The organism is Bradyrhizobium sp. WSM4872 (genome assembly GCF_055811715.1).
In genome coordinates this window covers 63,198-88,293 of the sequence record NZ_JBVVPT010000024.1, presented here as the reverse complement: position 1 = coordinate 88,293, position 25,096 = coordinate 63,198, and the positions used below count along the sequence as shown (strand labels likewise).

Annotated in this window: 14 protein-coding genes; 9 read left to right on the top strand and 5 right to left on the bottom strand. The window is 59.1% G+C overall.

The genetic code is table 11. The features are described 5' to 3' along the window. The first annotated feature begins 3 nt into the window (after positions 1-3). From nodI to AC0L3C_RS26670, 7 genes are all read left to right on the top strand, one after another. Positions 4-918, top strand: coding sequence for a nodulation factor ABC transporter ATP-binding protein NodI (gene nodI, locus AC0L3C_RS26700; protein WP_231189077.1), 915 nt, complete (start codon positions 4-6; stop codon positions 916-918). 3 nt (positions 919-921) lie between these two features. Continuing rightward, complete coding sequence (locus AC0L3C_RS26695; protein WP_231189075.1) at positions 922-1,710, top strand: ABC transporter permease; 789 nt, start codon at positions 922-924, stop codon at positions 1,708-1,710. Between the two features lie 197 nt (positions 1,711-1,907). Then, the gene (locus AC0L3C_RS26690) at positions 1,908-3,920 is read left to right on the top strand and encodes a carbamoyltransferase family protein (RefSeq protein ID WP_473409390.1); all 2,013 of its coding nucleotides are present in this window, start codon (positions 1,908-1,910) and stop codon (positions 3,918-3,920) included. Between the two features lie 120 nt (positions 3,921-4,040). Then, a complete protein-coding gene (locus AC0L3C_RS26685) occupies positions 4,041-5,060 on the top strand; it encodes a nodulation protein NodZ (RefSeq protein ID WP_473409389.1) in 1,020 nt (339 codons plus the stop codon). Positions 5,061-5,880: 820 nt separating this feature from the next. Further along, entirely contained in the window at positions 5,881-6,717 is an 837-nt protein-coding gene (locus AC0L3C_RS26680; RefSeq protein WP_473409388.1) for an SDR family NAD(P)-dependent oxidoreductase, read from the top strand. Between the two features lie 185 nt (positions 6,718-6,902). Then, a complete protein-coding gene (nifA, locus tag AC0L3C_RS26675) occupies positions 6,903-8,717 on the top strand; it encodes a nif-specific transcriptional activator NifA (RefSeq protein WP_473409387.1) in 1,815 nt (604 codons plus the stop codon). Between the two features lie 413 nt (positions 8,718-9,130). Continuing rightward, positions 9,131-9,988 carry an electron transfer flavoprotein subunit beta/FixA family protein gene (locus tag AC0L3C_RS26670; RefSeq protein WP_007605808.1) on the top strand — a complete coding sequence of 286 codons (858 nt, stop codon included), beginning with the start codon at positions 9,131-9,133 and terminating at the stop codon, positions 9,986-9,988. A 620-nt stretch (positions 9,989-10,608) separates the two neighbouring features. Here the strand turns inward: AC0L3C_RS26670 and tcuC are convergent. The 5 genes from tcuC to AC0L3C_RS26645 form a co-directional block, all read right to left on the bottom strand. Next, a complete protein-coding gene (gene tcuC, locus AC0L3C_RS26665; protein WP_473409386.1) occupies positions 10,609-11,925 on the bottom strand; it encodes a tricarballylate/proton symporter TcuC in 1,317 nt (438 codons plus the stop codon). Positions 11,926-12,671: 746 nt separating this feature from the next. Beyond that, positions 12,672-14,498, bottom strand: a complete 1,827-nt coding sequence (gene glmS, locus AC0L3C_RS26660; protein WP_473409385.1) for a glutamine--fructose-6-phosphate transaminase (isomerizing) — start codon at positions 14,496-14,498, stop codon at positions 12,672-12,674. A gap of 209 nt (positions 14,499-14,707) precedes the next feature. Next, entirely contained in the window at positions 14,708-15,691 is a 984-nt protein-coding gene (fcl, locus tag AC0L3C_RS26655) for a GDP-L-fucose synthase (protein ID WP_473409384.1), read from the bottom strand. Further along, complete coding sequence (gene gmd / locus AC0L3C_RS26650; RefSeq protein ID WP_456766026.1) at positions 15,672-16,757, bottom strand: GDP-mannose 4,6-dehydratase; 1,086 nt, start codon at positions 16,755-16,757, stop codon at positions 15,672-15,674. The genes fcl and gmd overlap by 20 nt, the downstream gene beginning before the upstream one ends. A 3,134-nt stretch (positions 16,758-19,891) precedes the next feature. Continuing rightward, positions 19,892-21,778 carry a hypothetical protein gene (locus tag AC0L3C_RS26645; RefSeq protein ID WP_473409383.1) on the bottom strand — a complete coding sequence of 629 codons (1,887 nt, stop codon included), beginning with the start codon at positions 21,776-21,778 and terminating at the stop codon, positions 19,892-19,894. A 1,572-nt stretch (positions 21,779-23,350) separates the two neighbouring features. Between AC0L3C_RS26645 and AC0L3C_RS26640 the strand changes: the two genes are divergently transcribed. Then, positions 23,351-23,770, top strand: coding sequence for a DUF7694 domain-containing protein (locus AC0L3C_RS26640; protein ID WP_094183635.1), 420 nt, complete (start codon positions 23,351-23,353; stop codon positions 23,768-23,770). Positions 23,771-24,260: 490 nt separating this feature from the next. Continuing rightward, positions 24,261-25,079 (top strand): biotin synthase BioB, encoded by an 819-nt coding sequence (bioB, locus tag AC0L3C_RS26635; RefSeq protein WP_473409382.1) that lies wholly within the window; start codon positions 24,261-24,263, stop codon positions 25,077-25,079. Positions 25,080-25,096 lie beyond the last annotated feature (17 nt).

Genomic DNA, 25,096 nt, shown 5'->3' with positions numbered 1-25,096 from the left:
CAAATGTCAAGCCCGGCAATCGACCTTTTCGAGGTGAGTAAGTCCTACAAGGACCGGACGGTCGTGGACGCTCTTTCGTTTACGGTCTCGCCAGGAGAGTGCTTCGGTCTGCTGGGACCAAACGGCGCGGGTAAAAGCACGCTTGCGCGATTGATCCTCGGTGTTGCATCGCCCGACGCAGGTAAGATCTACGTGCTTGGCGAGCCGGTGCCGGCACGTGCGCCGTTGGCGCGTCGGGGCATCGGGGTTGTCCCACAGTTCGATAACCTCGATCTTCAGCTCACCGTGCGCGAAAACTTGCTCGTATTCGGTCGCTACTTCGGCATGAGCGCGACCGAGGTCAAAGCGGTGACGCCGTCACTGCTCGAATTCGCTCGCTTGGAGAACAAGGCGGACGCGCGCGTCGCCGAACTGTCCGGCGGCATGAAGCGGCGACTGACGCTGGCACGTGCCCTCATTAACGACCCGCAGCTCTTGGTGCTTGACGAGCCGACGACTGGCCTCGATCCGCACGGCCGGCACCTCATCTGGGAACGCTTGCGCTGGCTATTAGCGCGCGGCAAAACGATTCTTCTCACCACCCATTTCATGGAGGAGGCGGAGCGATTGTGCGACCGCCTGTGCGTGCTTGAGCACGGCGGCAAGATCGCCGAAGGGCAGCCTCATGCTCTGATCGAGCAGCAGATCGGGTGTCAGGTGATCGAGATTTACGGTGGTAACCCGCATGAGTTGCTGCCGCTGGTCAGAACCCAAGTGCAGCACGCTGAGGTGAGCGGGGAGACGCTGTTTTGCTATGCCGCGGATCCCGAGCAGGTGCGTCGCCGGCTTGCCAACCGTCCGGATCTCCGTCTTCTGCAGCGACCTCCAAATCTGGAGGATGTCTTCTTGCGGCTAACCGGGCGAGAGATGAAGGATTGAACGATGTGGCAACGTTTTGCGCCCGCGCTCCCTGCTAATCCATGGAACTGGATCGCGGTATGGCGCCGCAACTTTCTGGTCTGGCGGAAAGTCGCTCTGGCATCGATTCTTGGGAATCTGGCCGAGCCGATGAGCTCTCTGTTCGGTCTTGGCTTTGGCCTCGGAATGATCGTAGGTGGCGTTGAGGGAACTTCATACATTGCGTTTCTGGCGGCTGGCATGGTCGCCACAAGCGCAATGGTCTCCTCAACCTTTGAAACCATCTATGGGGCTTACGCTCGCATGCAGACAGGTTGCACGTGGGAGGCGGTGCTCTGTACGCCTCTCACGCTCGGCGACATTGTTCTAGGTGAAGTGGCATGGGCAGCAAGCAAGGCCTTGCTCGCCGGGACCGCGATCACGATTGTTGCCGTCGCGCTGGGGTATGCAGAGTGGTCGTCCATTCCCTATGCGTTACCAGCCATCGCCCTCACTGGCGTTGCTTTCGCGAGCCTCGCAATGGTCGTTTCCGCTCTTGCACCGAGCCACGACTATTTCATCTTCTACCAATCCCTTATCCTCACGCCCATGATGTATTTGAGCGGGGCGATCTTCCCAATCAGCCAGCTGCCAGGTTCATTTCAACGCATCGCGGCCTTGTTGCCCCTGACACATTCGGTCGATCTCATTCGTCCAGCAATGCTCGGTCGGCCAGTCGACAGCGTCGGTTTGCATGTGGGCACACTGTGCATCTACGCAGCCATTCCCTTCATCGTCTCAGCTGCGCTGCTTCGGCAACGCCTGATGCGGTGAGAGGAACAAGACCTAAAGCGAAGCGTCGCGCGTGCGAGATCAGACACGGACGTAACGAACTTTCGGTTCGCGGCCGACGCTTATACGAGCCTCGTTTCGTTGGCGATGCCTGCGGCCCCGCGGCGACGTGCAGCCTACTCGCCAAGCAAGCGATATGAAATAGGCCAACAGGCCTCTCAAAATGAACGGAGAACAAGATGCTGTGTCTAGGATTGAGTGGCGGGCTTGACAGGGTCTATGAAAACCCGCTGCAACTACCGAACACGTTTCTGCACGACGGCGCCGCGGTGCTCGTCAAGGACGGTCGCGTGATCGCCGCCGTTGAAGAGGAGCGCCTCAACCGCATCAAACATTCGAACAAGCTCCCGAGCAGTGCGATTGAATACTGTCTAGCAGCCGCGGGTGTGGAGCTTCGCGACGTCGATCGTATTGCGTTCTACGCGACTGAAGCCTACTGCAATTCGATGCTCGAACGGTTGTTCATCTCACAACCTGAGATCTCAATTCCGCTGGATGCGAATCTCCTGTTGCGGCACCTTCTCGCGGCAGAGTTCGGTACCCAAGTTGACCCTTCGCGGGTGTCATTCGTAGGCCATCATCAGGCCCATGCCGTAAGCGCTTTGGCAATGTCCGGTTTTGAAGAAAGCCTGGTTCTCGCGATCGACGGCTGTGGCGACTTCCTCTCGGGTCTGTTGGCGGTGGGGTCGGGCACCGAAATGACCGAGCTCATGACGTTTCCAGAGACCAACTCTCTCGGACTGTTCTATCTGGAAACGATCCGATACCTCGGCTACGGCCTGTTCGACGAATATAAGGTCATGGGATTGGCTCCTTATGGAGATCCCGCTCGCTATCGCGAGCTTTTCTCCCAATTTTATGAGCTCTCCCCCAACGGTGCCTACCGCGTTCACCTCGACCGTATCGGCCCGGCATTGCTGCGCAATATCGAGGTCCGGCGAAAGGGAATGCCGTTCACGCAACAACACCGAGATGTGAGCGCTTCATTGCAGGAGGCGCTGGAGCGGATCGTCTTTCACATTCTTCGGCATTATCGTGAGCAGACCGGAATGAAACGGTTGTGCCTGGCTGGCGGGGTAGCCCACAACTGCACGCTAAACGGAAAACTGCTGTACTCAGGGCTGTTCGAAGAGATTTTTGTGCAGCCGGCCTCGCATGATGCCGGATGCGCATTGGGTGCGGCGATGATGGTGTCAAAGGAGGCCGGGCAGGCTCCGCCCCGCGAGCGACTACAGGCGGTTTATTGGGGGCCCGATGTCGGCAGCGACGACAGCATTGAACAGGAACTGAAGGGATGGGCCGGACACCTCGAGATTGAACGGACCGCTGACGTCGCAGCCAGAGCAGCCGAGTGGATCGCTGATGGCGCTGTGATCGGGTGGGTACAGGGCCGGTCCGAGTTCGGTCCTCGTGCGCTCGGCAACCGCAGCATTCTTGCGGACCCGAGGCCGGCGGCAAACAAGGACCGGATCAATGCGATGGTCAAGAAGCGCGAGAGTTATCGACCGTTCGCGCCATCGGTTCTCGAGGAGGATGCGGGCGCGTTCTTTGAATTGCCGGATGGTCGCGCAGAATATCCCTTCATGAATTTCGTCGTGCGCGTGCGCGAATCCATGCGTGCATTGCTGGGCGCGATCACGCATATCGATGGTACGGCTCGGCTGCAAACGGTGTCCCGCACGAGCAATGCCGCCTATTGGGAACTTATCAGTGCGTTCAAAGCTCGAACGGGCGTCCCGATTCTGCTTAATACGTCGTTCAACAACAATGCCGAACCGATCGTAGATTCCGTTGCCGATGCGATTACGGCGTTTTTGTCGACCGAACTGGATGGCCTTGTGGTCGGGTCATTCCTCATCAAAAAGCGGGCAACAACGCTCGAAAATTGGACCGCGCTCGCTGTGTCACTGCCGCCCCATGTATCTCTTTACCGGGTTCGCGCTCATGCGGGCCGAGACCGCCAGGAGACAATCTGCGAGATCCGCATGGGTCACTCCAGCCATGACAGCGTACGCGTCTCGCATGACCTATTCGACATGCTGATGCAAATCGAGAAGGAAGCTGTTCTGGCCGATCTTCTCGCCAGGGTCACCTCTGACAGGACCAGGCGCGAAGCTCTCCTGAACGAACTGCGCGGGCTGTGGGATCAGCGTCGTATTCGGCTGCATCCGTCACAGACTGGGCCGTCGTAAAAGGTGCGTAATGTGACACCTCTAGCATGACCTGCCAATCGCAGTGCCGTGCAGGATGAGTTTGCGGGTTGGGTGACTTGCGTCCAGGTGACCAGCGCCCGGCGTGGATCGGCATCGCAGATGAGCTGGTGCGCCACACTCGCGCAACGAGAAAGGTTTGATAACGTGACGAAGGAACGCTTTGTTGTTTCTCGGAGGCGCACCGGCTTTGGTGATTGCCTCTGGTCGTTGGCATCAGCCTGGTCGTACGCGCAGCGGACCGGGCGAACGCTCGTTATTGACTGGCGCGGTTCCTGTTATGTCGACGAACCGTTCAGCAATGCCTTTCCGGTGTTCTTCGAGCCGGTTGAGGAGATCGCTGGCGTGCAGGTGATTTGCGATGACAGGGTCAACCAGCTCTCGTTTCCCGGCCCCTTCTTCCCGCCGTGGTGGAATAGGCCATCGATCGACCGTATCAATCGTCCGGACGAGCAGATCTTCCGAGAACGTGACGAACTGACTGAGCTGTTCCAAGCAGGAGACGATAACGAGGCCAACACCATTGTCTGTGACGCTTGCCTGATGTGGCGTTGTGGTGAGGAAGCCGAACGACTGATCTTCCGAAACATCAAACTCAGGTCTGAGATTCGAGCGCGGATAGAGGACTTGTATGAGCAACACTTTAGCGGCCATAGTATCATCGGCGTTCATGTTCGGCACGGCAATGGCGAAGATATCATGGGGCATGCTCCGTACTGGGCCGATTCGGAGCTCGCTCTTCGTCAGGTCTGCATGGCAATCCGTAAAGCCATGGCTTTGCCATATCCAAAGCCTGTTAAGATCTTCCTGTGCACGGATAGCGCACAGGTGCTCGATCACATATCGGGTCTGTTTCCCGATATCTTCGCCGTACCAAAACGGTTCCAGGCCGATCTGGCAGGGCCGTTGCATAGTGCGGAAATGGGAATTGAAGGTGGAGCTTCCGCGCTCATCGACATGTATCTTCTTGCGCGATGCGCCACCGTGATCCGCTTTCCCCCCACCAGCGCCTTTACGCGCTATGCCCGTCTGCTCGTGCCACGCATTATTGAATTCGATCTGAGCAATCCGGAGCAGTTGACCCTGGTCGATAATCCATACGAGCATTTCGCGGCTTCATGAGGTGCCGCGAATCTGAACCTGAGCAATCGTCGCCTAGATCGTCCGCCTGATACTGCTGGCTTCCACAGCATCGGGTTTCGCAACGTCCGCAGCTGAGGGCTGACCGACGCTCTGCCGGGATGCAGTGGTACAGCGAATGTCCGGCGAAGCGTAGGCCAATGCCGGCGAGCGTCGGCGGCCTTGTCCCGGGATACGTCGGACCGCGACGTGTAAGTCGACTGGCCGGAGAAAAGGTTAGGGTCCCGGCATCGCCGGGCCGAAACCGCCATCGGTGGCCACGCGGTGAAGAGCACGGCAATGGTGGCCCGGGCCGCCGAGGAATCTGACGTAGCAGACGGTCACGTCAGAATGTCCCAGCAGCAAGGACGGGCGTCAGGTAGATGTATCGCCGTTTCTGCGTTAATCCCTTCGCGGTCAGCTCGTCTTCTGGACGACGGCCTTGTTCATGCGCTGGTTGCGAAATACTTTCGACCGCAGCTGATCAACGGCACGAGCCCCAGCCCATCGATGTCGAACCAGAGCCGCATCTGCGGCGGCGCGTCCAACCGAGGAAATTGAACGAACTGGCCATCGATCCTGATCTCCGCACAAGGCAGCTAAACTATCTCCGCCAATTCGAATGAGCCACAGACCACCCCTGGAGCGCGACGCGGTCAACGCGCCCGGGGGCTTGACGCGGCGTTGCTGTTGTCGAAAAGCAAACAGGGCAGATGTTCAGAACCTGCCATTTGTCGCAAAAGTGCGCCCCTTATGCCCTGCGTGGCTTTGGCCCGGATCCTGCACCAGGTGCATAGCCGATGGGAGCGGAAGGGAGCCGCGTGTGAATCTAGATCTACCAGATGACAAAGCGGTCGTACCTCAATCGTCGGCAACGGACCCTAGCGGTCCAATTCACGCCGATCGAGCGGGCCGTCCGCTGCGTGAGCGAAAGACGCTGGTATTGACCGGGGCATCGCGCGGTATCGGTCGCGCCACCGGAAAATTGTTTTCGAAAGCCGCTTGGCGCATCATTTCTTGCGCGCGCCAACCATTGGACGCGGCGCATCGCCCATCAGACTCAGAGGGCGACAGCTATATCGAAGTCGACCTGGGCGATCATCGGATGCTGCCGCGCGTGATTGCCGAGATCAAGGAGCGCCTTGCTGGCGCACCGTTGCACGGACTGGTAAACAATGCCGGAAACTCACCAAAAGCGGCAAACGGTACCAGGCTGACATCGCTGGCGACCTCAGTCGACACCTGGATGAGCGTGTTCCACCTCAATCTGGTGGCACCGATCCTACTCGCTCAAGGCCTGTTCGACGAATTAAAAAGGGCGTCAGGCTCGATCGTCAACGTGACCTCGATCGCCGGCTCGCGGGTGCATCCATTTGCGGGCTCGGCATATGCGACTTCGAAAGCTGCGCTCGCTTGTCTCACGCGCGAAATGGCGCACGATTACGCCGCGCATGGCATTCGCGTCAATGCGATCGCGCCCGGCGAAATCAAGACGGGCATTTTGTCGCCTGACACGGAAGCGCATCTTGTGCCAAAGATCCCACTCCGCCGAGTGGGTACACCCGAAGAGGTCGCCAAGGTCATTTTCTTCCTATGTTCAGATGCGGCAAGTTATGTCACCGGCGCCGAAGTGCCGATCAATGGCGGGCAACACTTATAATTCAATCAGCCCCCAAGAGCCCCGGCTGTTCTGAGCTTCATCGATGGAAGTCATGTTGGCCGGGGTGAATCCGCGCAGCGAGTTGGAAAACAAAGCGGCAAAGCGAGTTACTCTAAGTGCTGCCGACGTGCCATGAAGAGGGGTAATCTCTCGTCCCGCCCTGAGAACAGGATGTCAGATCGGGCATGCAACACGAATCCAACAAGTCCGATGGGGAGGATCGAGAAAGGAACGGAGAAGTCGTGATGCTAGACAGCATTTCCCTGCGCGAAAAGCCAAACTCAACCTCCGACGCGGACGCTTCCGCTTGTATTGTGCGGTCCCAAGAGAAATCGCTAAGCACGATTGTTGAAATAGCGCACACGCTCACTGGCCTATGTCGGCTCGAGGCTAAGCTGGCGAGCGTCATCGAGCGCCTGGGATCGCTCGTGCGGATGCGGCGCGGCATCGTATGTCTGTTCGAGCATGACGGCGGGCCGGAGATCATCGTAGAGGACGGCAGGAGCGAAGACCGCGATGCGCGCTGCCGGGTGCGCTTGCCGCAAGGAGCAATCGATCAAATCGTCGCGTCGGGGCAGCCGCTCGTCGTGGAGAATGTAGCGCTGCATTCGGCCTTCAGTTCTTCGGAGATCGATATGCTAAATGCCGGCGGTCATACGCGTGTTGCGTTCATCGGCGTTCCCATAGATGTTGACGGCAAAGTTGTGGGTACGCTGAGCATCGACCGCATCGCGGACAATGGAACGCGTGCGCAGCTCGAGGACGACCTCGGTCTTCTGACGATGGTCGCCAGCCTGCTGGGCCAGACGACGAAGCTGCATTGCTCGTTTGTGCGCGATCGCGGACGTCTTATGGACGAGGAGTTCCGGCTGCAGAAGCAACTTTCCGAGCTCAAGCCTCATGGGCGGGACCGTAAGAAGGTCCAAGTCGAGGGAATTATCGGCGACAGCCCGGCGCTGCGCGCGCTACTTGACAAGATCGAGGTGATCTCAAAATCAAATAGCACGGTTTTGTTGCGTGGCGAATCGGGTACCGGCAAAGAGCTGGTCGCGAAGGCTATTCACGAGCGTTCAGCGCGCGCCAAACGCCCCTTTATCAAGCTGAATTGCGCAGCCCTCACAGAGACGGTGCTGGAATCCGAATTGTTCGGACACGAGAAGGGGGCGTTTACGGGCGCATTCAACGCGCGCAAGGGGCGCTTCGAGATCGCCGACAAGGGAACGTTGTTTCTGGATGAGATTGGAGAGATCTCGGGCTCGTTCCAGGCGAAGCTCCTGCGCGTGCTTCAGGAGCAGGAATTCGAGCGGGTGGGCGGCAATCAGACGATCAAAGTCGACGTCCGCGTGATTGCGGCCACGAACAAGAATCTTGAAGAGGCGGTGGCCAGGAACGAGTTTCGTGCCGATCTCTATTACCGCATCAGCGTGGTTCCTCTGCTATTGCCGCCGCTGCGCGAAAGACGCACTGATATTCCGCTTCTCGCCGCTCGTTTTTTGAAGAACTTCAACGATGAGAACGGCCGTGCCCTGGTATTCGATTCAAGTGCGATTGAGGTCCTCATGAATTGCGGATTTCCCGGCAACGTCCGTGAGCTCGAAAACTGCGTGCAGCGGACCGCGACGCTAGCGCTAGGATCGTCGATCGTAAGAGATGATTTTGCGTGCTGCCATGGGCAATGCCTGTCGGCCTTGCTATGGAAGGGTGGACCGGCGGAAGTGGCGCGACAGCCGAGCCCGACAATCGCACCGCCCGCGAGGCTGAGCATGCCGGCAACGGAAGCCGCGACACCCGTTCGGCCGGTGAGCAGCGAGCTGACGCCGCTAGGGCCGCCTGGGCGCCCCGTGGTAGGTGCCGCGAAAGTCACCGATCGCGAGCGCGTCATCGCAGCCATGGAAAGATCCGGGTGGGTACAGGCGAAGGCGGCGCGCCTGCTTGGACTGACCCCACGCCAGATTGGCTACGCCTTGCGAAGACACGGCATCGAGATCAAACGCTTCTGAGCCAAGCGTCGAGCTCGCTCCTCTCTCTCTCGCTCGGCCGACTGGCATAGGAGAGCGTGGAAAAGAGGGCGGTCGCCAGCTCGGATGCATGATCGGGATGCTAGCGTTGTGCCTTGGGTTGGGATTTACTCGCCGGCGACGCGTAGGGCGTCTTCGCTTAGCCCAGTCTTGTCATCGTCTGTTTGCAACCTACGCGTCCTGAAAATGGCTTTGGCGTCGAAGCGGCGCGTGATCGCTGCGGCTCCGTTGCCGCCCCTGACTCCGATCAGCTTGAGATCACGCCGGTGCGTAAACCATCGCAGTTGCGACAACCGGCTCGTCGTCAGCCTGCATTCATTCCTCGTTGGCGAAATGCCTTGGATGGTATGACATTTGCTGCGTCGGGAGTCGGCTCGGCATCTTAGGAGAAGTACATGCACAGCATCGTCTGCATCAAACAAGTCCCCGACTCCGCGCAAATCCGCGTGCACCCTGTTACGAATACGATCATGCGCCAGGGCGTGCCGACAATCATCAACCCCTATGATCTCTTCGCATTGGAAGCTGCGCTCGAGCTAAGAGATCAATTCGGCGGCGAAGTCACCGTCCTGACAATGGGACCGCCGTCAGCCGAAGAATCTCTCCGAAAGGCACTGACATTTGGTGCCGATCGCGCTGTCCTGCTCACCGACCGTAGCTTCGCGGGCTCGGATACGCTGGCGACGAGTTACGCGTTGGCGAGCGCGATTCGCAACATCGGCAAGGAATATGGCCCACCGGACGTCATATTCACCGGCAAGCAGACGATCGACGGCGATACGGCGCAGGTGGGACCTGGCATTGCAAGGCGGCTCGGGGTCCAGCAGCTCACTTATGTTTCCACGATCAAAGCGTTGGACCTCAAGCTACGGACCATCGAGGCCGAACGGCGCTGCGAAGGGGGCGTGCAGGTGTTGGGTTCCAAGCTGCCGTGTCTCGTCAGCATGTTAGAGGCAACAAATCAAATTCGCCGCGGCGCAATGATAGATGCGTTGCGTGCCGCCCGCACCACAATCGTAAAATGGAGCGCCCAAAGTGCTGGCGTGGATGACATGGCCAATTGCGGTCTGAGGGGATCGCCGACCGTGGTCAAGCGTGTGTTCGCGCCCTCCGCGCGAGCGGAGAAGGCGACGTGGGTGGAGGCGGCCGAGCAGCCGGCCCAAGCATTGATCGACGCTATGTTCAAGCGCAACCCTATGCTCGAAACGGAGCTCGCACAGCTCGCCTCATCTGCGCAAGCTCGCGGTGCGTGAAGTCACGGCTGATCGAGCGCAGCGAGCAACAGCCTGGGTCTGGTTACGCATTGGCCCATCGCTCGTTGTACAGGCACGACCAAACTTCTCGACCACTCCCCGCCAGATGCGACAAGAAGGTGAGCCTTCAACCTGCGTATCCGAGCGCCGAGAGGTCGGTATCGGACCAGGATACAAGACGGCCCGCTACGCTAACGTTTGTCGCTACCTGCGAGACGACCAGTCCGCTGGGGAATTCACGCAGCCCGAGGATGTGCGCCTTCGAGTGTTGTGGCGGCCGCACAGAATATCAGAGCGTGGAGCTCGCGCGAGGGATCCCGGTCCTCGCGCGAAATCCGCCGTGTTTCACGCAACTGCAAGTGCGGGCAGCACACCGTCCGACCACCGGACGGAATCGAGGTTGGCTGATAAGCTAAGCCTTTCCCGGCCAACATCACCGCCAGCTCGTCCCTATATTGCCCCAGATCACATAGGAAGAACCGTGATCGGCAGAACGGCCGCGCAGCATCGTCAAAATCACCGCGGGGATAGTCGCGCACCAACTTCAGTTCAGCCTTCGGCCCCCAACGTCCCGCGGGCGCGCGTGCTAACGCGTGGTAAATTGCGCGCTTACCGCCGGGTTAGGCCGCTCGGGTCGCAACGGCTTTCGCAACTCTCTTGGTGTTTCCTGGATAAATCGTGAGCGCGGCGATAATGCCGAGCAAAGCCGCAAACATCAACCAGAAACCGGGCGACGCCTTGTCATCTGTCCGGTCGATCAGCCAAGTCGATGCAAGCGGCGTAAACGTGCCAAACAGAGCCGCGGCGAGTGCGAACGCCAAAGAAAAGCAAGTTGTGCGAATGTGCTTCGGCACAATTTCGACCAGAGCGCCCAACATGGCGCCGCTATAGGTGCCAAAGTAAAACGAGAACATCATCTCCACGATCAGCATCTTGCCAAAGGTTGGGTCCGTTACAAGCCAAGACAACGCCGGATATGCAGTCACCAAGGCTAGGCCGGCAATGGTCAGCAGGACCGGTTTCCGGCCGATTCTGTCGGAAATCGCGCCGCCAATTGGGTTCCACATGAAGTTCGTCACCGCGACCAAAAGCGTCACCAAGAGCGTGTTCTGCGTGGACAACTGCAATACGTGCCTGCCGAACGTAGGCGTGTACACCGTCACGAAATAGAATGTCGTGGTCGTCAGCATCGCGATCATCATGCCGAGAATGACGATGCGCCAGTTCGCAAGTGTGGAGGCAAAGACCTCGCGGGCCGTTGGGTGGTTCTTCATGACCAGAAACTCCGGAGTTTCCTCCAGCGTCCGGCGCAGGAAGAAGATAAGCGGTACGATCAAGCAGCCAAGGAAGAACGGGATCCGCCAGCCCCAAGCGGCAACCATTTCGGCCGGAAGTGCTTCGCTCAAAAAATATCCTATAAGAGCCGCGACAAAGATCGCAACCTGCTGGCTCGAGGACTGGAAAGATGTGTAAAAGCCGCGGTTGCCCGGAGTGGCAATCTCGGAGAGGTAAACGGAAACACCACCAACCTCAACGCCGGCAGAAAAGCCCTGCAACAGCCGTCCGAACAGCACGATCGCAGGTGCGGCAATGCCGATTGTCGCGTAGCCCGGACAAAAGGCGATGATGATGGTGCCAATGGCCATGATCGAAAGCGTGATGATCAGGCCTTGCCGACGGCCAATCTGGTCAATATAGGCTCCAAGCACGATCGCACCAACAGGTCGCATCAAGGCACCCAGCCAGAACACACCGAAGGTGTTAAGCAGTGAAGCGGTTTCGCTTCCTGATGGAAAGAACGCGTTTCCGATCGCACTGGCGTAGAACCCGAACAAGAAGAAATCGAACTGCTCGAGGAAGTTGCCGCTCGTGGCACGTAAGATGGCGCCAATGCGCGATTTGGCATTTGAGGCGTGCGCAATGGGCGCTGGTGACATGGCGAGTTTCCTCTCGATTTTGAAATGGCCGCTTCCGGAGAAAATCTCACCGCAGCCGCGTGCAGTTTCATGGCCGCGAATCGGCCATCAGGGCACTATCGACCAAGCCGTAAGCGCCTGACGTTTCCGGCATATTTTCGGCAATTGCCGCAACCCTCACAATTTTCGCTCGTCATTCCGCTCGTGCAGCAGGAGTGGCTCTCAAGCTACTGAACCCTGGGGCAATTCTCGGCGCCAAGGTTGGCGACAAGGCTGTTGTCTGTGGGGTGGCCGAAGTTCTCATCAAGCGTACCGATATGCAGTGAAAGGGGAAGGACGAGATCGGTGGCATACGAGCCGCAGCGAGGAGCTCCGTGAGATGTCGTGCTAGAACAGCTCGCGAGCCTGCGATTGGGGCCGAACCGCGCTATTATCTCACCCGATCTCCAGCGATGTCGATATGCTCAAAGTTAACCGGTGGTTCGCCGGAAAGGATTTTGTGAGCGCGCTGGCGATCAAGCGCGGCGCCGACGGCCATGCTTGGAAACAGCCACGTTGTCGTTCGAGCGAGGCGCGCCTCGTACTTCGAGGGGCGCTCCGGTTCGTATGTGGTCCAAACCCGGCGTCTCCGTAAACAGGGCCAAGAACAGGCACAAGCCTCGCGGTGGCATCGGGGCCTGGAGCTGGGCGGCACATCGTGATACGATCTGACCGCGGCTCGCGCATTCGGAATCTGACCACGACAACTGAGGTCGCATCACTTTGCCTTATTCGACGGTTACCGATTTCGCGAGATTTCGGGGTTGGTCGACGTCCGTGCCTATGAGGAGGGCCGTGTGGTAGGCCAGGAGCTGCACCGGAATCGCATAGACAATCGAGGTGAATGTCGCACCCATCTCCGGCAGCACAATGGTCGCGAGTGAATCCATGGACACGTCTGCGGCTCCCCTAGCGTCGGTTATCAAGATAATCTTGCCACCGCGTGCAGCGACCTCCTGCATGTTCGAGATGGTCTTTTCGAACACCCGGTCGGAAGGAGCGATGACGATTACGGGAACACTCTCGTCGACCAAGGCGATCGGGCCGTGCTTGAGCTCCCCGGCCGCATAGCCCTCGGCGTGAATATAGGATATCTCCTTCAGCTTCAGTGCCCCTTCCATGGCCAGTGGAAACGAGGTACCGCGACCAAGATATAGCACGTCACGCGATTTGGTGATGTCGCGTGCGAGCTTCTCGATCTGCGGCTCGTTGGCCAGCGCCGCTGAAACGAGCCGAGGAATTTCGATCAGCTCGCGTACCAGATCGATGCTGTCGCCCTCCGACAATTCACCTCGCGCATTGCCCGCGGCGACCGCAAGCGCCGCCAGGACGGCGAGCTGGCATGTGAACGCCTTGGTCGAGGCAACGCCGATTTCGGGCCCCGCGAATGTCGGCAACACTGTCCCGCTTTCGCGCGCAATGGTCGAACTCAGTACGTTCACGATCGAGAGGGTATGCAGACCTTGCGATTTGGCGTAGCGGAGCGCGGCCAGGGTATCGGCGGTCTCGCCGGACTGCGAGATGAAGATCGCAAGATCTCCTTGGCGCATCGGTGCCTCACGATACCGAAATTCGGAGGCGACATCGAGCTCGACCGGAATACGAGCCAGCCGCTCGAACCAGTATTTGGCGATGTGGCCGGCGTAGCCGGCCGTACCGCAAGCCGTGACCGAGATATGTCCGATCTCATTGAAGTCGAACGGAAGCTCCTGCGGCAGTGCCACGCTCTCGCTGGCAATATCGACGTAATGCGCAAGCGTATGCCCGATCACCTCCGGCTGTTCGTGGATTTCCTTCGCCATGAAGTGGCGGTAGTTCGCTTTCTCGACGAGAGCCGACGACGCGCCAGAGTTCACCAGATCCCGGCGGACGACTGTGCCTTGTGCGTCGTAGACCACGCTGAAGTTGCGGTTGAGCACAGCCCAATCGCCATCCTCAAGGTAGGTGATCAAGTCGGTAAGGGGCGCGAGCGCGATAGCATCCGATCCGAGATACATTTCGCCTTCGCCATGCCCGATCGCCAGTGGTGAGCCCTTGCGCGCACCGATCATGAGGTCGTGTTGGCCCTTGAACAGGATTGCAAGCGCAAACGCGCCCACTAGCCGCGGCAGCGACGCTTTTACTGCCTCCTGCGGCGAGCAGCCATTCTTCAGATAACAGTCGATGAGATGTGCCACCACCTCCGTGTCTGTTTCAGAGGCGAAACAGGCGCCATGCTGTTTCAGCTCCGCGCGCAGCTCCCGGAAATTCTCGATTATGCCGTTATGGACGACTGCAACATTGTCCGTTGCATGCGGATGAGCGTTGTGTTCGGTTGGCTTGCCATGAGTAGCCCAGCGCGTGTGCCCAATCCCGACATGGCCTGAAAGCGGATGGCAGCGAACACGTGTCTCAAGGTTTTTCAGCTTTCCCTCGGCGCGTCGAAGCTCGATATGATTTCCTTTGAGCGTTCCGATGCCAGCTGAGTCGTAGCCGCGATATTCCAGTCGTTTAAGTGAATCGATGAGGCGATCCGCGACCGGACCGCGCCCCAAGATGCCTACAATTCCGCACATGGTAACCAGTTTACCTCAACTTCAAAACAGAGCGTCTCGCAAGACGCGCCTGACCAATTCGCTCGCTATTTATCGACCGGTGTAGTCGTGCCGGCCTTCCATCGCGCACGCGTCACTCGGCGTGCGCGAGCTCAAAGCAACACCGGAAACCCAATCGAAGTCGCCAGACGATCCGAAGCAACTTTCTGGGAATCGGACAATGAGCGCCGTCAGCAATTAACAGCTGCATGATTCTCTCCTTTGTCCGATTTGGCCGATACCGCTAAGAAGTCCTGATAGGTCTGCCGCATTCCATCTGTAAGCCATGTCCTCGCGCGCCAGCCGAGCTTTGCGAGGCGGCTGACGTCGAGCAGCTTGCGCGGCGTGCCGTCGGGGCGCGAGGTGTCGAAGGCGATCTCGCCGCTGTAGCCGACGATCTCTGCGACGACGCGCGCGAACTCGGCGATGGTGACGTCCTCGCCGGTGCCGATGTTGATCAGCTCTGCTCCCGAATAGGTCTTCATCAGGTACACGCAGGCGTCTGCCATGTCGTCGACATAGAGGAATTCGCGCCGTGGCGTGCCGGTGCCCCACACGGCAACGCTCTTGGCACCCGCGACCTTCGCCTCGTGGAAGCGCCGGATCAGCGCCGCGACGACATGGCTCAGTTCGGGATGATAATTGTCGCCGGGGCCGTAGAGATTGGTCGGCATCACGCTGATGAAGTCGCTGCCATACTGGCTGCGATAGGCCTCCACCATCTTGATCCCGGCGAGTTTTGCAATTGCATAGGGCTCGTTGGTCGGTTCCAGCGGGCCTGATAGCACCGTGTCCTCGCGCAAGGGCTGCGGCGCCAGCTTCGGATAGATGCAGGAGGAGCCCAAAAACATCAGTTTCTCGGCGCCATTGAGATACGCGGCATGGATCACGTTCGCCGCGATCGCGATGTTGTCATAGATGAATTCGGCACGCAGCGTGTCGTTGGCGACAATGCCGCCGACCTTGGCGGCAGCAACGAAGATCACCTCTGGCCGCGTCTTGGCGAACCAGTCGAACACGGCCGCCTGGTTGCACAGATCAACCTCGCGCCGGTCCACGGTGACGAGCTTGACGTCCTCCCGCGCCAGCCGGCGCGCAAGCGCGCTGCCGACCATGCCGCGATGGCCGGCTACGTAGACACTCTTGCCTGTCAGCTCAAACGGAGCGTTTGCCACTCGTCGCGTCCCGTTTTGCTACCGCCAGATCGCTCGCCATCATCTCCGCGACGAGCTCTGCAAAGCTCCGCTTCGGCCTCCAGCCGAGCACCTCGCGCGCCTTGCTGGCGTCGCCGACGAGGAGATCGACCTCGCTGGGCCGGAAATAGGTCGGATCGATCTTCACCACCGTCTTGCCGCTCATCTCGTCCACGCCGGTCTCCTCGACGCCTGTCCCGCGCCATGCGATGCGGCGACCGAGCTGGGCGAACGATAGCTCGACCATCTCGCGCACCGAGTGCATCTCGCCGGTGGCGAGCACGAAATCGTCGGGCTTGTCGGCTTGCAGGATCTTGTGCATGCCCTCGACGTAGTCGCGCGCATGGCCCCAGTCGCGCTTGGCTTCGAGATTGCCGAGATAGAGCGTCTCCTCCAGCCCGACCTCGATACGGGCGACAGCGCGCGTGATCTTGCGGGTCACAAACGTCTCGCCGCGGATCGGGCTCTCGTGATTGAACAGGATACCGTTGCTCGCGAACATGCCATAGGCTTCGCGGTAATTCACCGTGATCCAGTAGCCGTAGAGCTTTGCGACGCCGTAAGGCGAGCGCGGATAGAACGGCGTGGTCTCCTTCTGCGGGATCTCTTGGACGAGGCCGTAGAGCTCCGAAGTCGACGCCTGGTAGAACCGCGTCTCCTTCTCTATGCCGAGGATGCGGATCGCTTCCAGCAGGCGGAGTACGCCGATGCCGTCGGCATTGGCCGTGTATTCCGGGCTCTCGAAGCTGACGGCGACGTGGCTCTGGGCGGCGAGATTGTAGATCTCGGTCGGCCGGATCTGCTGCACCAGGCGGATCAGATTGCTCGAATCGGTCATATCGCCGTAGTGCATCAGGAACGGCACGTCGCCGACATGCGGATCCTGGTAGAGATGATCAACGCGCGCGGTGTTGAACGAGGACGAGCGCCGCTTGATGCCGTGCACGACATAGCCGAGCGACAGCAGATGTTCGGAAAGATAGGCGCCGTCCTGGCCGGTCACGCCGGTGATTAGAGCGACCCGCCGTTTGCTCTCTTGGCTTAACAAATGATTCCTCTGCGCAGGCTAATGTCGTTCCCCGATCGACGACGTCAATCGCGGCTGGCTCTTCGAAATGCGGAAGCGTCACGCTCTCGAACTGCCGAAGTGTGGACCTCTACAGGTATTGCGTCGATTGCTCAACTGTACGGAGGTAAACCTCCCACCTCGAAAGAGTTTTGAAGGACTATACGAAAGTTTGTAGTCCGGCAGATTTCGTTCGGCCTTCGTCAGGCGCTTCTCTATTGCTTGAGTGCGCTCAATGAATTGCGGCGCAGTCAAAAGGTAAGCAGACCGTTCGGCCGAGAAGCGTTCTGCAGTCTCTCCATGCTCAGCTCGCGCGTCGAGCCAAGGAGTGTCCCTCATTTCTTGTCCTTGCCTAGAAATTTCGAGTCTTGCTGTTCATCCAGTGCAACTGCGAGCAAGCCCGGCAAACAAAGCCTTGAAAGTTGTTCTCTGTCGCGCAGTCCGTATCATCGATCAATCTCGGGACGATCGTGTTGGTGGTCGGACAAGCATAGGTGAAGGCGCGCATATTGCAGTCCCACGGCAGAAACACGCGGGATGAGCTGATCGTGGAGGGAGCCGACTCGGGCTGTTTAAGCACGCGCCGCCTGCTCGAATGCGCCAAAAGGGGCGTGAGCTTCGAGGCGCGCCATCGAAATGGATCGCTGGCTTATCGGGTTTGAACGCCGCCGAGATCAAGCTTCGATCGCTCGCGTGTCTAAACTTCCACATCATTTCCGTTCCAAGGCGATCACATGAGGTTTCCAATGCTCGTTCGTCGGGTGTTGAGGGGCTCGTTGCCTGCATCGGCGTTCGGCCCTGGGGCAATCGTCAGGCCTGCATCTCGAGCAGGCCCAGCTCGCGGAGCTAGCGGCAGCTCTCTTGCTGCCGCAATCAGCCGCTACCCATGCCGCGCGCTCGTCCCGGACTACTCGTTGTCATCTAGTCTGCTTTTCGTTTAAGGACGGGCGCGTCCGTCCGACCATGGCATGACGTGCATTCGGACATGGTGATAAGCGCACCATGATGACGGCTTTTGGCGCGGTCCCGTCACAATTGGTTCCCCGCACATATACGCCCTTCCAGGATCGCCATTCTTGAAGCCAACAATTGCCCGACATTGGCCCTCACAATGGTCGACGAGCAACACCGTGTTGGATCCATCGGGTCTTCTCACATCACCGCTCCAGGATAGCGCATCAGTCTCGCGGCGGCTCGTTGGCACTTGGCGCTCGCAACCGTATTTCGAAGTCTCCAATGCTGGATTGGTCCTTCTTACATCTGGGCAATCGTGACCTCATGCGACTTGGCGATTTGCGTAGACAGAACAGGAACAGCGTCCTTCGCACTCAGCGCGATCCTCAGCCGCTTTGGCAGAACACCTCTCATGACACGCGATCGGCTTGCTCCGCTTTTGTCCACAGGAATTCTAGGGCGACTGAAGATTGGAGCCAACTAGCAGGGGCACTCTACAATCTGACGCTACGTACGATTCAATCCCCTGCGGGGGTTATCGCGGGAATATGTCACGCCAGGAGCCAGCCGCGACGGGAGGAGGGCGGGAGGCGCTGCGCCAAAGCGGCTGGCTTTCGCTATTCGTCCTCCGCGGAATTGCGCAGCCAGGGTCTGCTCAAGTGTGCCGGCATAGCCACGCCGCGGCAGTGAGGCTGCTGGTCGTGGCAATGAGCGATCACGCGTGTCAATGAAGTTCTTGTAAGGTCCATGGAATAGGAGCGCGCTCGCCGGCCGAATCAAGCGTCCATGGCGAGGATGCTCTGTGGCATCTGTGCGAATTGGCGCCTCGTCTATCCGGCCGAGCTCTCCCGCTACACTGTCTGGATGGGGCTGTTTCCCGGGATTTCTCGGGGCTGGCGCCGCTGGGCAGAATGGGAAACGAGATCCATCGGCAGCGGTTATTCTGGTAATGAGTGCAATTCCCGTCAAGGCACTGAGCAGTGACTTTGCCGTTCCAGACAACTTGGACGATGGACCTCGAAAGGCGCCGTCAGGTGCAGGCCGCGTCAGGTCAACGATGATTGCGGGTTCGATCCATGTGGGGGCCGTCATGCGTTGGAAGACGGCGCCCAAGCGGTGCTCAGCCCTGGACCCGTTCAGAGCATCGCGGTTTAAGTCCGGATTGGTGCGTTTGCTACAATCGTGGCTGGTCTCCAACAGTTGCTATGGGCGCGTGCAACTCCAGAGCGGCCACGGAAAAGGCGGAAAGTCTGCCGGCAATCAAACGGCTGTTGGAACGAGCGGCGCAGCCCATGCTCTCTGATCGCCGGGCAGGGCCTCGTAGGCGCCGATCGGCGCTCCTCCCCATTCATCTTGAGGCGCGAGCGACTGTTAAGCCGGCATTCTCCAGTGCATCCAAGATCCTATCAGCAACCACCCGTGGATCGCGCTGGTCCTCTATGCTCACGCTACAGGCCAGGGTAGCTGCCATGATCGCGTGAGCCGTTTTGCGCTGGAGGCTGTCGTACTCGGCATACTCGCCGCAAATGTTGCAGGTGATCACTGGTCGGCCGGCCCAGGGGTCGTGCATTGCGATCTCGCACCAGTTATCTCCGTGACATTTCTGGCAGAGCATAATTAGAGAGTTCCTTGTGGTTTGAGCTCGCGCTACGTGGTCGTCTGTTGAACGACTGCTTGGCATCCAAAGCTGCAGAAGCCACTGCACTCTGGAGGCGCTGTTGCCGTCCCGAAAAACACGATGGACGCGGGCTCCGGAGCAATCCGCCCGAAAGGGCTGCGGCGTGAGCGAACAGTTGATGAATCTTTGCCGAGAGCGGCGGCGATGACGCGCCTCCGTGCTCTTCTGGAAAATCCGTTGAACGCAGAGCGCCGAGCATCTGCAGAGCTCTGCCGCGGCCGTTCATTGTACCACTCGACATAGTGCCGCCCGTCAAAACCTCGCTACTCACTACGCGTGGATCATTGCCTTTGATGGCTGAAAGTACGACCAGAAATCCGCTCCGCTGAACGAGCTTGCGAGCCTATCTCGATCACCTCGCGCCTAAAGTGTGGTGCCGTTGGTCGCGCCGCTTGCTCGCGTCATCCTGCATTGAGTTATCGTCCTTTGGAGCAGCGCAGCCCTTCGTGCCTTACGAGCGGTGTGCCGCCGTGTTCCGTTTGCTTTAAAACGCCGCATGACATGGTGTTCGTCGTCGGTCACCTAGCGCTGTCCAATTGCCGATAGCCGCAGCGGCTCGATGACAGATCGCCACTTCGGGCCACTTGGCTAACCCATTCGCCAAGTATGCGAACTCTTGCTCGGTGAAACGCGCAGTCCCGGTGAGGCGGCGCAGGACCTCCTGGGAGATTACGACGGCGACTTCGCGACAGGTGACCTCTTTCGGCCAGTGACTGAACGCACGCATGAGCTGAGCAAGCTCCTGCTCGCTAAAATCACAAACCTGGAAAGTGCGGCGAAGAATCTCCTGCGCGATGGCTACCGTCGTATGGCGAGAGATCTCCTCTTGTCGCCATTTGCTGAAGCCGTTGGCGAGGATCGCCAGTGCTCGACGCGTAAAATGAGAAAGCCGGTCGGAACGGCAGGCCCGAGAAAGGACCTCGTGCGCGATCGCAGTCTTAGCTTCGCGCAGCGGAACTTCCGTTGGCCATTTGCTGAAGCCGTTCAACAGAATAGCCAGTCCTTGCTGCGTAAAATCACAGAGCTGACCGGCCCGTCGGGCGCGGTAAACGACCTCCCGGGCGAGCGCAGCCGTCGCGTCGCGAAGAGACAGCTGTTGTGGCCACTTGCTGAACCCATTTACGAGGTTCGCCAGTGCCTGTTCAGTAATGCAGGAGACGCCGTCGGCGCGGTCACAGCGGGCGAGCACTTCACCGGCAATTTCAATTGTGGCTTGGCGGCAGCTCGGGTCCTGCCGCCATTTGCTAAAACCGTTTACCAGCACCCCGAGTTCCTGGTAACGAAAATAAGAGAGGCGCTCGGCACCGCGAGCGTGACGGATGACTTGATCCGCGATCGCGACGCTCGCCGCGAGACAGGCAACCTCCGCCGTCCATTTGCTGAAGCCGTTTACCAGACTCGCCAACTCATGGTGATCGACGGAAAGCCCGCGACGAACGAGTTCTCCTGCAATCTTGGCGGTGGCTTGCCGAGGCGCGAGCTCGCCCGGCCACCTGCTGAATCCGTTTACGAGCTTAGCCAGGCGCTGCTGACTGAAATCGGAGAGCTGATCGGAGCGGCGGAGAAGTTCGTTGCTGATCGCGATCGCTGCCTTGCGACAACTCGAATCTTCCGGCCGCTTGCTAAAGACGCTGATCAGATTCGCCAGCTGTTCCTGGGTAAAATCGGAGAGTCGATCGCTTCGGCGCACAAGCTCATCTGCGACGATCACAACTGCCGTGTGAAAGCGTTCCTCTCCTAGCCATTTTCCGGCGCCGTTCACGAGCAATGATAGATGCCGCGGGGTGAGCGCTGCGAGGCGATCATCCGAACGCGTACGGCAAGAAATCTCAGTCGCGATCCTGAGAGCGGCTTCACGAACCGCCGGTTGATCCGGCCACTTGCTAAAGCCGCTTATCAGCAATGATAGGTGCTGGCCGGTTAGGTCCTGGAGCGGCTCGCTCTTGTCGCGGCAAACTTCAGCAATTCTGATCATGCCATCGCGGCAGTCGGAAGACGCAGGATGGCGGCCAAATGAACACGCAAAGAGCGAAAGTGATGTGAAGTCGACTTGTTCCATCAGTGCATCACTAAGGCGGGAGAGCTGAGCCGCCAGAGCTTTGGAAAGATCGGTACCTGCCTGACCGCCAGACTGCCGGCTGAGCGCATCACATATTGTGGCGTATTTCGATGCTAGCTTGAGGCGGATGTCTTCCTCAAATCGTGGAACAAATGCGATCCTGAACGCAGTCGCGGCCTTTCGCAGGAAGCGTGCGCGATTTGATCTCGTGAGTTGCTTGGAATCGTCGAATAGTGAACCTGAGAATGCGCGCACGTCCTGACAACGGCAAGCGTGGCTGATTGTTGCGAGAAGCTCATCGAGTGTGGCCATCGTTCGATTTGGTGGCTCTGAGTGCTCCGCGCGAACGTGCTGCTCGAAGCGGAGCCGGTCGAGTGAGACTGCTTGTTCAGGGCGCGTCATCTGTCGACCCTTCCCTGGCCAGGATCTCGAGCTGAAATCGGATCGCGACATTGCTCACGCAAGCTGACTCGAGTTCGGACAGGTAGCGCTGGCGCCCTCACCCCGTAATGTCTGCTGCACAGGCCAAGTGCGTTCCGTCTGCAAGCCGTCGCTCCCAAGCCATCGGCAGGCGATCGTGGACGCTCGCCCGCAAGAAGACCCTACAATCTGACGCTGCGTCCGATTCAAGCCATTTATGTCGAGAGCCGCGCATTTCGCGCAGAATTCTGCGTGAACGGCCGGTGAAGCCAAATCTCGTCCATCATGCCGCGTGGCCCTTCCAATCGGCCTTCTCAACCGAGGGATTGCAGTGAAGCTTACTCGCCGCGCTTACGTTGCGCCCAGCGGCTTGTCGCATGTCGGACATTAACAAAGCGAGTGACAGCGCTAACGGCAAATGAGGTGCTTTTGTGAAAGCCAGCCTACGGGATCTTACGTAGGGCCCGTGTCGCATTTTCTTGATCTAAACATTGCATCCTCTTTTGCATGAAGCAGAAAAATCTATTCTCAGACGCCAAACATTGGCGAGGCCGTGCCGAAGCGACCCGACTAAAAGCGGAGTCGATCGAAGACGACACATCTAGATGCAGGCTCCTCAAGGTCGCTGAGGAATATGACAAGCTGGCTCGCCTCGCGGAGGGGCGGCAAAGAAGTGAGCTTGACGGGCAGTTCTGATCGCTACCGGAGCGAACTGTGACTGCGGCCACCGAAGTCTCGCCGTGTTGGAGCTCGAGGCCCTCTAGGGCTGAACTGCGAAACTTCGTCACGCGTTCCCTGGCCGTGGATCCATTGTGACCGGCCACATAGATGACGCATTGACGGTGTCTCAGGCGGTAAGCCGGCCAACCGCTCGACATGAAAAGGACTGAGATGAAAGCCCACCCTCAGATCGTCGCAAGAGCAAAGCCTCTCGTTGACGAGCTGGCGATACATTCGCGTCGCTTTGCATCATGTGCTGAAGCCGATGACGTTTGTTTGGTGCCAAACTAGCCGGTTCGCCGGATCATGCCGCGCCAAATGGCCTCCGCCGCCATTGTTGCTCTAAGGCATTTCAGTCGGTTCTGGCATTAAGCACGGTTAGCCGAACGCCATACCTTGCGGACTTGTTTAGGCGAAGGGGCGGCAGCAGCTCCTGCAGGCCCGGCTTGCCGCGACAACCATCGTAGATGTCTGTGCCGATTGTCTGCATGAGGCAAGTTCGCAACGAAGGCACGAATGACGAGAAAATCCAAGGAAAGATTCAGATGTCGAAAGATAAACTGCAGGAGAAACTCTCCGCTGGACGATCCGGACAAAGCCGATGTTCGTCTTCCAACTAAGTTTGGTGCAGATGGTCCGCAGTAGTTGGGATTGCCCATGCCGGCGCGGCGGCCGGTCAATGTATGAGTCGGACGACACGAGTGGTGCCGGATTCGACCCTATCGGTCAAAAGAGGGAGGAGGTGTGAGGAAGCAAATTGTAGAAAGGCTCGAAGCGGGACGCGTGCGCGATGGCCGGTTCGCCACCGCACCCGGATCTGGTCCTTCCGGTCTCTTCTTCGTGCAGGGGCCTTGTGGCTGCCAGCTCAAGATCATCGGCTTCGTTCGTCCGGGATGGGAGCATGTCTCTGTGTCGACGCCTCGGCGATCTCCAAATTGGGAGGAGATGTGTCTCGCCAAAGATCTGTTTTGGCATCAGGAGGAATGCGTGATGCAGCTGCATCCTCCTCAGTCACAGTATGTGAACAACAGTCGCTATTGCCTGCATCTCTGGAGGCCGACCCGTCAGGTCATTCCGATGCCTCCGTCAGCCTTCGTGGGCATCGTCGGGCTGGGGCCGTCTGAAGCGGCAATTCTGTTTGCGCAGATGAGTGCCATGTCTTAACGGACCCGGCCGCATCGATGCCAAGTAGAGCGGCGGCACGTAATCGAGAGCGCAGTGGCGCTGGAGCCTAGGCGGCCACAGGCCCGCCAAGGGCCCGCGGGCACCACTCTGCGCACCAAAGGCCGCTGCGCTTCTCAAGGCGGCAAGGCACGCCGCAGAATCGGCTCGTCTATTGTGCGCAATATGACGCGCATAACAACGCCAGCGAGAAATCGGCCAGGTGACGAATTAGAGCGGATCGGTCGATCCGGTACACATTGCGGGCGGCCAAATCCTCGCATCAGTAAAGGACCTACGGGGCGCAACTACGTACGCATCGGTTAGTGACCTGGGTGAGGCGCGTCGGGCAGCGTTGTTGCGCGTGCCTCGATGCTGCGATCAAATCCTGGAAGGCGGGCCGGCTATTAGCCTGATATGCGCGCGATGGCCCGCGCAACTCGGCGATATTTCTCCTTCAATACCGGGCAAGAGTGCGTTTCCGGAGCTGCGCATGTGGGTGTTGCTTGTATCCAGTGGACTGAAGGCAGCTCGCTTGATGGATCGGTCTGACGTGGTCTCCGCCGCGCAACGGGCCAAGGCCGCCGGGGCGACCCGCTTCTGCGTGGCCGCGGCCTGGCGCAATCCAAAGGACCGCGACCTCGATCAGGTCTGCGATATTATTGCCGCCGTTAAAGATTTTGGCATGGAGACGTGCGTAATGCTCGGCATGCTCACGCCAAAGCACGCCGCACGGCTCGCCGACGCCGGCCTCGATTTCCACAATCACAACGTGGACACCTCGCCTGAGTTCTACCGCAGCATCATCACGACCCGGACCTTGCAAGAGCCAATCGACACTCTTACGCCCGTGCGCCAGGCGGGCATCAAAATCTGCTGCGGCGGGATTATTGGCATCGGTGACGACGCCGAGGACCGTCTCGGCATGCTGCTACTGCTCGCCAATCTTCCGAACCATCCGGAAAGCATCCGGATCAAGCTCTGCAACGAGGTGAATGGCGTGCCGGCGAGGTTCACGGCGGAGCGTCCCGATCCGATTGCACTGGTGCGCCTGGTGGCGACCGCGCGGATCATGGTGCCCAACAGCGTCATACGGTTGGCCGCCGGGCGTGAGTACATGACTGATGAACTCCAGGCCCTATGCTTCTTGGCTGGTGCGAATTCCATCTTTGTCGGCGATGTGTTGCTGACGACCAAAAATCCGCAAGTTGACCGGGATGCAAGTGTGCTAGCCCGGCTCGGTATTATGTCTGACCCGCTTAAGTCATCCAGAACAATGGGCGTGGCGCGCGCAAGCCATCAGCGTAGGTAAAGAAATGCAGATTGTCC

What these genes read in the sequence shown, in the direction of transcription:
- nodI (WP_231189077.1), top strand. Translation starts at nt 4, where the DNA reads ATGTCAAGCCCGGCAATCGACCTTTTCGAGGTGAGTAAGTCCTACAAG.
- AC0L3C_RS26695 (WP_231189075.1), top strand. Translation starts at nt 922, where the DNA reads ATGTGGCAACGTTTTGCGCCCGCGCTCCCTGCTAATCCATGGAACTGG.
- AC0L3C_RS26690 (WP_473409390.1), top strand. Translation starts at nt 1,908, where the DNA reads ATGCTGTGTCTAGGATTGAGTGGCGGGCTTGACAGGGTCTATGAAAAC.
- AC0L3C_RS26685 (WP_473409389.1), top strand. Translation starts at nt 4,041, where the DNA reads ATGAGCTGGTGCGCCACACTCGCGCAACGAGAAAGGTTTGATAACGTG.
- nifA (WP_473409387.1), top strand. Translation starts at nt 6,903, where the DNA reads ATGCAACACGAATCCAACAAGTCCGATGGGGAGGATCGAGAAAGGAAC.
- AC0L3C_RS26670 (WP_007605808.1), top strand. Translation starts at nt 9,131, where the DNA reads ATGCACAGCATCGTCTGCATCAAACAAGTCCCCGACTCCGCGCAAATC.
- tcuC (WP_473409386.1), bottom strand. Translation starts at nt 11,925, where the DNA reads ATGTCACCAGCGCCCATTGCGCACGCCTCAAATGCCAAATCGCGCATT.
- glmS (WP_473409385.1), bottom strand. Translation starts at nt 14,498, where the DNA reads ATGTGCGGAATTGTAGGCATCTTGGGGCGCGGTCCGGTCGCGGATCGC.
- AC0L3C_RS26645 (WP_473409383.1), bottom strand. Translation starts at nt 21,778, where the DNA reads ATGGCCACACTCGATGAGCTTCTCGCAACAATCAGCCACGCTTGCCGT.
- bioB (WP_473409382.1), top strand. Translation starts at nt 24,261, where the DNA reads ATGTGGGTGTTGCTTGTATCCAGTGGACTGAAGGCAGCTCGCTTGATG.